Below are 12617 nucleotides of genomic sequence, written 5' to 3'. Positions count from 1 at the left end.
TGCGACTTTTTAGGTCACCGATCCCGCTTGTTCACCTCCTCCTTGACGGAGGGAAGGTGGGCGGCGATGACGGTGTCGATGCGGGTGATGTCGGCGGGCGACGGCTACAAGTATCTGCTCCGCACGGTGGCTGCGGGGGACGGCGAACGAGACCTTTCTACTCCGTTGACGAGGTATTACAACGCCGATGGCACTCCGCCGGGTCGATGGACGGGCAGCGGCCTTACGGCGCTTGGGAGCGGTCGGCTGCGTGATGGCGACGAAGTGACCGAAGCACAGCTCCAGCTGCTGATTGGCATGGGTCGTGATCCACTCACTGGTGATCCGCTTGGGCGCGCCTACCCGGCTTACAAGTCTGTGGCCGAACGCATTGAAGAGCGCGTAAGCGCGCTTGATCCCGACCTGGGGGCGACCGCTCGGGGTCGAGCGGTCGCGGTGATCGAAGCCGAAGAATCTGAGCGCGGCACACGGCGAGCAGTAGCCGGATACGACTTCACCTTCTCCATCCCGAAGTCTGCCTCCGTGCTGTGGGCCGTCGCTGACGCGGGAACACAATCTCTCATTGTCAACGCACACCATGCGGCGGTTGCAGAGGTGGTTGCGTTCATGGAGCGCGAGGTTGCAGTCACTCGCGCCGGTGCAACTCCAGGGGATGGTGCTGTTGCACAGGTCGACGTGCGTGGGTTGATCGCAACAGCGTATGACCATTACGACTCGCGCGCGGGTGACCCCCATCTGCACACGCACGTCGTCATCAGCAACAAGGTGCAGACCGTGCTCGACAACAAGTGGCGAAGCTTGGATGGGCGCCCCCTCCACGCTGCAACGGTGGCGCTGTCGGAGTTTCACGAAGCGGTGTTCGCTGATCACCTCACGAGGCTCTTCGGGATTGAGTGGGAAACACGTGATCGGGGACGGGACCGCAATGCGGCATGGGCTATCGCGAAGGTCCCTGAACAACTCGTTTCCGAGTTCTCGTCTCGTTCGCGGCACATTAATGAGGAGAAGGATCGTCTCATCGCTGCGTATGTGGCGAAGCACGGCAGGCAACCCTCCAGCGCGACGATCATCAAACTGCGTGCCCAGGCGACACTCGCCACGAGACCGGAGAAGGAGATCCATTCCCTCGCTGAACTCACCGCTGAGTGGAGACAGCGGGCGGGCAACATCCTTGGTGTCGATGCAACTCGTTGGGCACGCTCGGTCACGGTGAATGAGGCGCCGTTGCTTCTGCGCGCTGATGATGTGCCGCTTGACGTAGTTCGTGGGCTGGGGCAGAGCGTCGTGATCGCAGTCGGAGAAAAACGATCGACTTGGCGGCGCTGGAATCTCACTGCCGAAGCTGCCCGACAAACGATGGGGTACCGTTTCGTCAGCACCCGCGATCGCGAAGCGATTATCGGCATGGTTGTCGACGTTGCCGAGGCAGTGTCAACTCGGCTCACGCCACCTGAACTGGCATCCAGTCCTGCGGTCTTTCGTAGGAGCGATGAATCGTCGGTGTTCAGGTCAAAGAACTCCACGGTGTTCTCATCGGGTGAGCTGCTCGATGCTGAAGATCGTCTGCTTCAACTTGCGCACACAACGACGGGCCCCACCGTCTCGCTGGAGACGGTGGAACGCATCGTGCGGAAGACTGACCGTGCAGGACGGGTTCTGGGAGAGGACCAAGCGTCCGCGCTGATGGCGATCGCGGTGTCCGGTCGCGTCGTCGATCTTCTTGTTGGCCCCGCTGGTGCCGGGAAAACTACCGCGATGAACGCACTGCGACGACTTTGGGAAAAGGAACACGGCCAAGGATCTGTCGTAGGGCTTGCGCCATCATCGAGTGCGGCACATGTGCTCGCTGAGGATCTCGGGATCACTACCGAGAACACGGCGAAATGGTGGCAGAACCACCTTCACGCAGGCGCGAGCTTCCAGCCTGGCCAGCTCGTCATCGTCGATGAAGCATCACTTGCGGGAACGCTGTCGCTTGACCGAATCGCCCAACTTGCTGCTGAAGCCGGGGCGAAAGTGCTCCTTGTCGGCGACTACGCACAGCTCCAGGCGGTTGAGGCGGGCGGCGCATTCGGGCTGCTCACGCACGACCGCGATGACGTGCCCGAACTTGTTGACGTTCACCGGTTTACGCACGACTGGGAAAAGCGTGCGTCTCTCGACCTCCGACACGGTCGCACTGAAGTCATCGACACTTACGACGCGCATGATCGAATCGTTGACGGTGACACTGAAAGCATGATCGATGCCGCCTACGCTGCATGGCGCACCGATCTCGTCGCGGGGCGGGCAACGGTTCTTGTCTCAGACTCCAACGAATCGGTGACTGCGCTCAACAACCGAGCACGAACCGATCTGATCTTGGATGGCACCGTCCACGGGGCGTGCGAATCTGAGCTGCACGATGGAACGAATGCGGCATGCGGTGACATCGTCATCACGCGCCGCAACGACCGCCGCCTGTTGGCAGGGCGAGGTTGGGTGCGTAACGGGGACCGCTGGAACGTCGTCGACGTTCGACGCGATGGATCGATGCTTGTTCGAAGGACTGGAAGTTCCTGGGGGACCAGCGTTCTTCTACCAGCCGACTACGTCGCAGAGCACGTTGAACTCGGCTACGCCGTGACATCCTTCCGAGCACAAGGCCTCACCACCGATACTGCCCACGTGCTCGTCGACTCGACCATGACCAGGGAGACCCTCTACGTGGCGATGACACGGGGTCGAGATGCCAACGTCGCTTATGTCGCCGTCGATAAGCCCGACGCTTCCCACGATGGTCCACATCCTGGTGAGCACGATGGAGTCACCGGCCGCAGAGTTCTCGCGGGGGTGCTGCAGCATGTAGGTGCTGAGCTTTCCGCGCATGAAACGATCGCTGTCGAGCAAGAGTCCTGGGGAACGATTGCACAGTTGGCCGCCGAATACGAAACGATTGCCGCGGCCGCGCAGCGCGACCGGTGGGCCGCGCTGGTTCGGGTATCCGGTATCAGCGCAGAACAGGCCGAAGAGGTGGTTACGTCGGATGCGTTCGGCCCACTGACTGCGGAGCTGCGCCGAGCTGAAGCCAACCATCATGACCTCGCGGTTCTACTTCCACGTCTGGTGCGAGCACGCGACTTCGGCGACGCGGACGACATCGCTGCGGTGATGAGGCATCGGCTCACAGCAGCTACTGTTCGTCCAGCCAGGGCGGGGCGTGCTCGGAGGGTGCCGAGGCTCATTGCCGGTCTCGTACCCGAAGCGATGGGGCCGGTCGCTGATGACATGCGTCAGGCGCTTTCGGAGCGCCGTATGTTGATGGAAGAGCGTGCAGATGCGGTACTGGACCGCGACCTGGCTGATGGTGCTACGTGGGTGAACGGTCTTGGCCCAAGACCATCCGATGCTCGCGGCAGCGAGACGTGGCGTCGGTCGGCTCGGATCGTCGCGGCCTACCGTGACCGCTACAGAATCACCACCGACACCCCGCTCGGTGCGTCACCTGACACGACCGCCCAGAAGATCGATTACGTCCGTGCCGAAGCAGCCTTCCTTGTTGTCTCGAAGCCTAGAAAGACGCGCGAGCATCAGGCTCCTCTGAGGGAGCGGAGAGCCCGTGGAATGCGGTTGTGAGATGGCGTGTGGGCCTCTTCGAGAGCGGCAACCGACGACGCTGAGTAGCGGCGGAATTGCGCTTGACGGTGCCAGAGGCGCCACGTATTATTGAAGTAACACGGCAGGCTCGCTTCTCTAGATGAGACGCGGGCTTGTTCTTTTTCTACCTCAGCGCGAGACACCCAGGCTTGCCAAGAGCCAGGATGTTGATCACGTGACAAACCCGGACAGCACATACGCGAAACCGTTTCTGACCGTGCCTGCGCAGATCCACCGGCTGCGCGAACGCGGCATGGACTGCCAGTCCGGCGCCTTCGCCACTGCAGCGCTAGAGCGCTACGGGTACTATCGGTTGTCTGGGTACTGGCACCTGTATCGAGAACTGCCCCCGGAGCTGGAACTGCGAACTGACGAGGATGGCCGCGAGATCCGGCTTGACACGTTCGTCCAGGGCACCAACCTGCCGCACGTTGTTGCGTTGTACGACTTCGACCATGCGCTGCGTACCAGGCTCGGTGAGACGCTGAGCACGATTGAAATCTCGATTCGGTACTTCATCGGACATCGACTGGGGCGGAGAGATAAGTTCGCTCACCGCAAATCCCAGGTGTTGGGTGCTGTGCGCGACACTGCACCTGATGGCTCATCCGAACCGAAGACGTCATACAACAAGTGGCTAACGGAGTACGATCGTCACGAAAACCGTGCCAGGGACGCCTTCGTTTTACATTTTCGAAGGAAATACGGACCTCACCTACCGATCTGGGTAGCGACGGAAGTTATGTCATTCGGAGTGCTGAGTAATCTCTACACGTTGATGCCCCAGGTTGACCAAGAGATACTCGCTGCACGTCTTCAGATCAATACGGCTGACGGCAAAGGTGACCGCGGTGCGATGGCCAACTGGCTCAACAGCCTCCGGCACGTGAGAAACATCTGTGCACACTACGGACGCGTATGGAACCGCACCTTTGACGTAGACATTGATGCGCCCGGACAAGCACGAAAAGATTCAACAGATCACTTGGCGGCACTCGCCGACACCGCGGTGAGTAACAAGCTCTATGGTGTGCTCCTGATCGTTCGGCATCTTCTGCTGAGCATCGCACCGGATCGAAATGATGCACTTGAGATAGCCCAGTTCATCACTGGACGGGCGAAGACGGTTCGATTTGATCTTGATCAGCTCGGGTTCCCTGCAGGGTGGGAAGACCAAGACATATGGAAGCTGGACTTCACGCTAGCCAGTTCGCCCATGAGGGCTGCGAGCCTGCTTGACCGCGTAGAGACTTACACGACGGTCGAAGCGCGGTCTGCGCTTACCGCGGCCGAAGTCGCTGAGCCAAACAAAGACCGTAGCGAAGCGGAGTGGGAGCGGGCGTTGAAGGCCGCACAACGTAAATTGCTCGGTACGTATTTGCACCACAACGTGTTGATTGAGATCGAGCTTGGGGGAGCAAAACACTACCCAGCTTTTCAATTCAGGGGTGGCAAGATTATCGATGCACTAGCTGAGATTAACCAGACGTTGTTTGCACGCTGCGGAGAAGTAGATTCTACGGAGACAGCGGGGGCACTCCTGGACTGGTGGCAGACACCAAATGCCGACCTGCCAACTGCACCTGACGGGTCGATGCAAGCCCCCGCAGACCTGCTGGCGACAATGGTTGAAACAGACTTTGACCTTGCGATCGAGAAGTCGGATGCGATGACGACTTTCAGGGTTCCAGCGTCGTCTGAGTGAGTTCTCGTTGCCCGGGGAACCATGCGCGACTACCCTTGAAAGTGTCCTGGTCGCTGCAAGACCGCGCTGGACACGAGCCCCATTTCACAGTGGCACGCTGGGGGCACGACAACTCCACAACTGCCGATAATCCGCGAAATCATGCGGCTGATGACGAGTACTGGGACTTCTAGGCGTTTTTTGAGAAGCCCTGGCTGAAAAGCCTGGTCAGAGGCCCGGATCCGCGAAATCTCGCGGGTTCGGGCTTCTTCTTACCAACATTTAGGTGCGTAAGTGTTGGTAAGGTGGGGTGATGTCCACAGGAGTCGCCGATCCACTGATCCCCATCGAACCGATCTCGTTTGAGAGGTTCGAATGGAAGCCGCGTGCGCCAGAAATGTATTCGCGCGCGGAGGTGATGCGTCAGACTGGGCCGTACCAGGCTGCTGTCACCGCACCGATTGCCGGGTGGTCGCCCAGGCTCCCGGTCGAAGCGTTGGCTGATGTGGAAGACGCAACGCGCCAGTTGGTCGAGTTTGATCTTCATGCGCAGCGCACGCTCGCAAACGACAGCCCCGCACTCGGTCCGATGGCTGCGATTCTGTTGCGCACGGAGGCAGCTTCGAGCTCTCAGATTGAACAGTTGACGACGTCGGCAAAGCAACTCGCCCTTGCCGAGATTGATGAGGGCGATAGGGCGAACGCGCGTGCAGTCGTGGGCAACGTTCACGCGATGGAGGCAGCACTGAGCTTGGCGGGAGATGTGAGCGAGGGATCCATCCTCGCGATGCGCGAGGCGCTGATGCTGCATCAGCATGGTTTCGATCCCTTGCTCGCCGGTCGCTTCCGGGGCGAACAGGTGTGGATTGGGCTAGGAGAGGCCGGCCCACGAACCGCGGACTTCGTTGCACCGCACCATGACCGCGTTCCCGGCGCGATCGCGGATCTCGTGGCGTTCGTGCAGAGGCAAGACCTTCCAGTGCTGGTGCAAGTTGCTGTTGCGCACGCACAGTTCGAGACGATCCACCCGTTCCCCGATGGCAACGGTCGCACAGGGCGAGCGCTCGCCCAATCGATTCTCCGAAATAAGGGTCTTGTGAGATCGACTGCAGTACCGATCTCCGCCGGGCTCCTTGTCGATGTCAACCGCTACTTCGCAGCGCTAGGCAGTTTTCGTGAAGGCGACGCCGCTCAGATCATTCATGAGCTTGCGCGCGCAAGTCGTATCGCCGCCGTCACTGGCAGCGACCTCGTGAATGATCTCGCAGCGCAGCTCGAGGATTCTCGCGCGAAACTGGCGGGAATCCGTTCTGATGCGGCTGCGTGGCGGATTCTTCCGGCACTGGTCAGCCAGCCTGTGATGAATGCGAAATACCTCGTGCAGACGCTCGGACTGGGGGAGATGGCGGCGCTCCGTGCCCTCGACGCGATGAGTGCGAGGGGCGTGCTTGTCGAGATGACGGGCAAGTCTCGCGGGCGAGTGTGGCAGCACAGCGGCATCCTGGGCGTGCTTGATGAGTACGCCGCCCGGATTCGGCGCATGTCAGCAGAGTAGCGCGACGGTCAGCTCTAGGAGCTTGTTCGTCGGCCGCGCGCCTACCCGTGCTTGCCGAATCGGCGCAGGCGCAGTGAGTTCGCCACGACCAGCACGGAGCTTGCCGCCATCGCGGCCCCCGCGATCATGGGGTTCAGTAGCCCGAGGGCCGCAATCGGGATGCCGACGGTGTTGTAGAGGAACGCCCAGAACAGGTTCGTCTTGATCGTGCCGAGCGTCTTGCGGGAGAGTTCGATCGACAAGGCGACCTGAGCCAGATCGTTGCCCATGATGGTGAGGTCAGCGGCCTCGATCGCGACGTCGGTTCCCGAGCCCATCGCGATGCCGAGATCTGCTTGGGCGAGAGCCGGAGCGTCGTTCACGCCATCTCCGACCATCGCGACGACCTGGCCGCGCGCCTGCAGATCGCGAACGATCTGCGCCTTGCCATCGGGGAGCACGTCGGCGAAGACGTCAGCAGATGCGATGCCGACGGATGCCGCGACCTGCTGAGCAACCGCGGCGTTGTCGCCAGTCAGCAGGATCGGGCGCAGCCCGAGTTCCTTGAGCGAGGTGATGGCTGCGGCAGAGGACGCCTTGATGGTGTCGCTCAGGTTGATGAGACCGGCGAAGCTGCCGTCGACGGCGACCAGGATCGATGTCGCCCCGCCGCGCTGTGCCTCTGCGAGGTCTGCGAGGTGCTCATCAGTCAGCTCGATGTCGTTCTCGTTCATCCAGCTGATCCGGCCGACGACGACGATGCGAGCGTCGACGGTGGCGCGTACCCCGCCGCCGGCAGCCGAGATGAAGTTCGAGGGCTCCGTGACCGGCGCAGCAGCGATCGCGGCGTCGACGATGGCTCGAGCGATCGGGTGCTCGGAACCCGACTCCGCCGATGCTGCGAGCGCGAGAAGCTCAGGCTCGGTCATGCCCGCCGCAGCCTGAACTGATGTGACAGCGAGATTTCCCTCGGTGATGGTTCCGGTCTTGTCGAGCAGCACCGTGTCGATCTTGCGGGTGTCTTCGAGCACCTGCGGTCCGCGGATCAGGATGCCCAACTGCGCACCGCGCCCACTGCCCACCAGTAGTCCGATGGGCGTGGCAAGACCGAGCGCGCACGGGCAGGCGATCACGAGCACAGCAACGGATGCAGTGAAAGCGGCCTCTACATCGCCGGAAAGCAGCATCCACAGCGCGAAGGTGACCACCGCGATGACCAGCACGATCGGGACGAAGACCGCCGAAATCCGGTCAGCGAGACGAGCAATGGGAGCCTTTCCGGTCTGCGCCTCGGAGACCAGCCGGCCCATCTGTGCGAGGGTGGTGTCTTTGCCGACCCGGGTGGCGCGCACCACCAGTCGTCCTGACGTGTTGATGGTCGCGCCTGTGACGGTGTCATCCGGCCCGACTTCGACGGGGACGGCCTCGCCGGTGACCAGAGCGGTATCGATGGCCGAGTGTCCGGAGACGACGAATCCGTCGGTGGCGATCTTCTCGCCGGGTCTGGTGACGAACTCATCTCCGGGCACGAGATCGGAGGCGGCGATCTTCACCTCGATGCCGTCCCGGAGCACAACCGCTTCTTTCGCACCCATCTCGAGCAGTGTTGCAAGGGCGTCACCCGCACGCGACGTCGCACGGGACTCGAGATATCGGCCCAGCAGCAAGAAGGTGGCGACGACGCCGGCCGTCTCGAAGTAGAGCGCGTGGTCGCTCATCGACATGCCGACGTGAGCGGTGAGGTTTGGGTCCTTGATCAGCTGCCACAGGGAGAAGAAATAGGCGGCGAGGATGCCGATGGAGACAAGAGTATCCATCGTGGATGCGAAGTGGCGGGCGTTGATGGCTGCCGCACGGTGGAAGGGCCACGCCGCCCAGAAAGTGACCGGGGTGGCCAAGACCAGTGCGACCCAGCCCCAGTGCGGGAACTGCGCTCCCGGGATCATAGAGATGACGAAGAGCGGGACGGTGAAGATCGCGGCGACGATCAGCCGGATCTTCAGATCGCTGCCGCCATGCGGGGCGGTGTGGTCGGTGTGGTCGGTGTGCAGGTGGCCGTGACCGTCGTCATCATTCGCCGGCGCGTACTTGTCGACCTTCACATTCGCCTGGTAACCGGCCGCCTGCACGGTCGCGACCAGCTGCTCATCACTGACGCCTGTGGGAACGGTCACTCGCGCTGACTCGAGCGGCAGGTTGACCACGGCCTCGACGCCGTCAATCTTGCCGAGCTTGCGCTCGACCCGGCTGACGCACGAAGCACACGTCATGCCCTGGATCGCCAGTTCGACCGTGCGCTGATCAGTGGGGTGCGCGGACACGTTGCTCATGACAGCCTCAGCTGTCGATGGAGACCAGCGCGTAGCCGGCTTCAGCGACGGCCGCTTCGAGAGCGGAGTTCGAGATCGCAGCATCAGCGGAGACGGTTGCGGTGGAGGTGCCGCCAGCGGCGAGATCGACAGCGACGCTGTTGACGCCCGCAACTGCGGAGAGCTCTTCGGTGACAGAGGAGACGCAGTGGCCACAGGTCATGCCGTCGATTTTCAGAGTGATGTCGTGCGTGCTCATGAGGGCTCCTGATTCGTCGTGCGGATACCAGAAAGAATACCCCCTGGGGGTACCTCCGTCAAGTACCCCTCTGGGGTATCTGACTCCGGTCGTCAGCGCAATGGCACATCGACGTCGGATCCGCCCTCGACGGTCAGACGAGCGCCCATTTGGACGATGGTCGGCTCCCCGACGAATCCTCCGGCGAACAGGGACTGCCCCTGCGTGAACTGCGACGCTCTGGAGAGAAGATCAGGGGGCGCGAAGCCGAAGATGCGGGCGATTTCGGCGAGGTCTTCAGGGGAGTTCATCCGCATGAGCGCGAGATTGTCGCACTGTGAGATGACGTTCGGATGGACCTTCGAGGGGCGCTGCGTCGAAAGCAGTAGCCACAGGCCGTACTTGCGTCCCTCGGCAGCGATCTGAGTGATTCGCTCCGAGAGCAGCCGCTCGACTGCCGTCGTCGGATTCGGCGGGCACAGGTTGTGGGCCTCATCGATCACGATCAGTCGCGCGATCCGCTCGTGTCGTCGCTCCCAGAGATGATCGAGGATCGCGAGAGCCGCGATCTTCGGCTCCGCCGACGTATCGAACTTTCCGAGGTCGACAACGGTGGCGTCCGGCTGCTCGTCGATGATCTCGGTGACCGGCTTGCTATCACGTGCCCACATCGTCCAGTCGGCGATGCCGAGATTCTCAAGGCGCATTGCGAACCTGTGATGGACTTCGTTATCGGACGCGCGCAGCCACTCGAGCAGCGTGCCGTCTGCGGGCAGGCCCGAAGCACGTGTCTGCGCGACCAGGCCCAGAGAGGCGTTGAACTCCTCGGCATCGAGGATCGGATCCAGCTGCAGAAGAGCCGCGCGTGAGCGCTCATCCATGTCGAGCAGGCGGACTTTGAGATCGTCCCCGAGGCCCGGCCGCGAATGCAGCACGCGTATATCCCGAGTGCTCAGCGCCGCGGCATCCGCCCCGATCGCTCCGTCACGCAGCTCACTGAGTCGCACGAAGTCCGAGTTCGGGTCGAGCACGATCACTGGCAGCCGCGTGTGGAGCAGGATCTGCTCGAGCAGCACCCCGAGTGCGTACGTTTTGCCCGAACCACTCTGTCCGCACCAGAACGTGTGTCGGTTCAGTCCGCGCGCACGGATATGAGCCTGGTCGGCAGTCTGCGCGACCGTGCCGATCGGAATCACGTCACCCATGCCTCGAGAGTATCCGTCAAGGCATGGGCGCGGTAGGTTACTCGCGGTTCGCGGCGTAATAGGCGAGCAGAGCCTTGGTCGAGGCATCCTGTGCATCGATTGCGGAGGTGTCGCCGTCGATGGCGGGAGCGATCTGCATCGCCAGCTGCTTGCCGAGCTCGACGCCCCACTGGTCAAAGGAGTTGATGCCCCAGATTGTGCCCTGCGTGAACGTGATGTGCTCGTACAGCGCGATCAGCTGACCGAGCACCTGTGGGGTGAGCGCGGGTGCGAAGATCGATGTCGTGGGGCGGTTGCCGGCGAACGTGCGGGCGGTGACGAGAGCACCCGTCGTTCCCTCTGCTTCAACCTCGGCCGCCGTCTTCCCGAACGCCAGCGCCTTGGTCTGTGCGAGGAAGTTCGCCAGGAACAGCGCGTGCACATCCTTGTCGCCGTCGCTCAGCGCGTACGCCGGGTTGACGAACGCGATGAAGTCAGCGGGGATGAGACGGGTGCCCTGGTGGATGAGCTGGTAGAACGCGTGCTGTCCGTTGGTGCCGGGTTCGCCCCAGAAGACCTCTCCGGTGTCGGTGGTGACCGGTGAGCCATCCCACCTGACGGACTTGCCGTTGGATTCCATCGTCAACTGCTGCAGGTACGCGGGGAAGCGGCTCAGCTGCTGTGCATAGGGGAGAACAGCGTGCGACTGCGCGCCGAAGAAGTTGTTGTACCAGACGTTCAACAGGCCCATCAGGACCGGTACGTTGCGGTCGAGCGGAGTGGTGCGCACATGCTCGTCCACCGAGTGGAAGCCTGCGAGCAGGTCGCGGAATACGTCGGGGCCGAGCGTGATCGCGAGGGACAGGCCGATTGCGGAGTCGACGGAGTAGCGGCCGCCGACCCAGTCCCAGAACCCGAAGGCATTGTCCGTGTCGATGCCGAACTCGGCGACCTTGTCGAGAGCCGTCGAGACAGCGACGAAGTGATGCGCGACGGCGTCTGTGCGCGACGCATCGTCGTCAGCGATCGCACCGGACTCGGTCAGGCCCGACCACAGCCAATCGCGAGCGAGACGCGCGTTGGTGAGCGTCTCAAGTGTCGTGAAGGTCTTGGATGCGACGATGAACAGCGTCGTCTCAGGGTCGAGGTCCGCGGTCTTCTGCGCCATGTCGGTCGGGTCGATGTTCGAGACGAAGCGGGCCTCGATACCGGCGTTCGCGTACGGCTTGAGCGCCTCATAGACCATGACGGGACCGAGGTCTGATCCGCCGATGCCGATGTTCACAACGTGCGTGACCTTCTTTCCCGTCACCCCGGCCCACTCGCCGGAGCGGACCCGGTCCGCGAACGCGCTGAGTCGGTCCAAGACGTCGTGCACGTCAGCATCCACGTCCTGGCCATCGACCTCGAGCGCGGGCAATGCATTCGTGGGGCGACGCAGTGCAGTGTGCAGCACTGCGCGGTCCTCACTCGTGTTGATGTGCGCACCCTCGAGCATTGCGCTGTAGCGCTCGGCCACACCGGTTTGCTCTGCCAGTCGCACGAGCGCTGCCAGTACCTCATTGGTGACCAGGTTCTTGGACAGATCCACGTGCAGATCCGCGAGCGGCAGCGAGTACCGGCGTGCGCGGTCCGGATCAGCATCGAACCACCCGCGCAGGTCGGGGACGATCCGTCCCTGCAGGTCGGTGAGCTCGGCCCATGCGGCTGTGCGAGTGGGGTCAATCGGTGCGGTCATGGCTCCACGTTAGCGCGCACCGTGGGAGTGGGTATCCTGGAATGAGCATTCACAACAGGAGGCCGCCGTGATCATCAGCTTCATCGTCTTTTTGGTTATGTTCGTTGGCGGAATCTGGGTGATGGGCATCGCGCACGGACTACCGCTGGACTTCCAGGCGCTCACCTTCTGCGCCGGCCTTGCACTGGTCTGCCTGTCGCTCGCGTGGATGATGCGCGAGGGCCGCTCCGGCGCCACGCGTCGCGCGAACAACTGGGATGGTGGCCCCGCCGCTCGCTGATCCAGAGCGGACGG

General features: G+C 62.4%; 8 protein-coding genes. 4 read left to right on the top strand and 4 right to left on the bottom strand.

Translation table 11 applies throughout. The annotated features are described in order from the left end of the window. Nucleotides 1-66: 66 nt before the first annotated feature. From mobF to ACTU6V_RS13350, 3 genes are all read left to right on the top strand, one after another. Entirely contained in the window at nt 67-3615 is a 3549-nt protein-coding gene (gene mobF / locus ACTU6V_RS13360) for a MobF family relaxase (RefSeq protein ID WP_443475829.1), read from the top strand. A gap of 196 nt (nt 3616-3811) precedes the next feature. Then, complete coding sequence (locus tag ACTU6V_RS13355; RefSeq protein ID WP_443475828.1) at nt 3812-5341, top strand: Abi family protein; 1530 nt, start codon at nt 3812-3814, stop codon at nt 5339-5341. 292 nt (nt 5342-5633) lie between these two features. After that, nucleotides 5634-6875, top strand: a complete 1242-nt coding sequence (locus ACTU6V_RS13350; RefSeq protein WP_443475827.1) for a Fic family protein — start codon at nt 5634-5636, stop codon at nt 6873-6875. Nucleotides 6876-6916: 41 nt separating this feature from the next. Here ACTU6V_RS13350 and ACTU6V_RS13345 read toward each other — a convergent pair whose 3' ends face one another. The 4 genes from ACTU6V_RS13345 to pgi all read right to left on the bottom strand — a co-directional run bounded on the left by ACTU6V_RS13345 (nt 6917) and on the right by pgi (nt 12323). Next, the gene (locus tag ACTU6V_RS13345) at nt 6917-9184 is read right to left on the bottom strand and encodes a heavy metal translocating P-type ATPase (RefSeq protein ID WP_443475826.1); all 2268 of its coding nucleotides are present in this window, start codon (nt 9182-9184) and stop codon (nt 6917-6919) included. A gap of 7 nt (nt 9185-9191) precedes the next feature. After that, complete coding sequence (locus ACTU6V_RS13340) at nt 9192-9422, bottom strand: heavy-metal-associated domain-containing protein (protein WP_443469009.1); 231 nt, start codon at nt 9420-9422, stop codon at nt 9192-9194. A gap of 92 nt (nt 9423-9514) precedes the next feature. After that, the gene (locus tag ACTU6V_RS13335; RefSeq protein WP_443469008.1) at nt 9515-10606 is read right to left on the bottom strand and encodes an ATP-binding protein; all 1092 of its coding nucleotides are present in this window, start codon (nt 10604-10606) and stop codon (nt 9515-9517) included. Nucleotides 10607-10643: 37 nt separating this feature from the next. Next, on the bottom strand, nt 10644-12323 hold the full coding sequence (gene pgi / locus ACTU6V_RS13330; protein ID WP_443475825.1) for a glucose-6-phosphate isomerase: 1680 nt from the start codon (nt 12321-12323) through the stop codon (nt 10644-10646). 67 nt (nt 12324-12390) lie between these two features. Between pgi and ACTU6V_RS13325 the strand changes: the two genes are divergently transcribed. Further along, entirely contained in the window at nt 12391-12603 is a 213-nt protein-coding gene (locus ACTU6V_RS13325) for a hypothetical protein (RefSeq protein WP_443469006.1), read from the top strand. Nucleotides 12604-12617 lie beyond the last annotated feature (14 nt).

Source organism: Microbacterium zouquanmingi (genome assembly GCF_052266675.1).
Lineage (GTDB): Bacteria > Actinomycetota > Actinomycetes > Actinomycetales > Microbacteriaceae > Microbacterium.
Note: the sequence above shows the minus strand (reverse complement) of the source record. Positions and strands in the feature narration are given on the sequence as shown.

Excerpts from the sequence above, each read along its gene's own strand:
- mobF (WP_443475829.1), top strand. The coding sequence starts at position 67 with ATGACGGTGTCGATGCGGGTGATGTCGGCGGGCGACGGCTACAAGTAT.
- ACTU6V_RS13350 (WP_443475827.1), top strand. The coding sequence starts at position 5,634 with ATGTCCACAGGAGTCGCCGATCCACTGATCCCCATCGAACCGATCTCG.
- ACTU6V_RS13345 (WP_443475826.1), bottom strand. The coding sequence starts at position 9,184 with ATGAGCAACGTGTCCGCGCACCCCACTGATCAGCGCACGGTCGAACTG.
- ACTU6V_RS13340 (WP_443469009.1), bottom strand. The coding sequence starts at position 9,422 with ATGAGCACGCACGACATCACTCTGAAAATCGACGGCATGACCTGTGGC.
- ACTU6V_RS13335 (WP_443469008.1), bottom strand. The coding sequence starts at position 10,606 with ATGGGTGACGTGATTCCGATCGGCACGGTCGCGCAGACTGCCGACCAG.
- pgi (WP_443475825.1), bottom strand. The coding sequence starts at position 12,323 with ATGACCGCACCGATTGACCCCACTCGCACAGCCGCATGGGCCGAGCTC.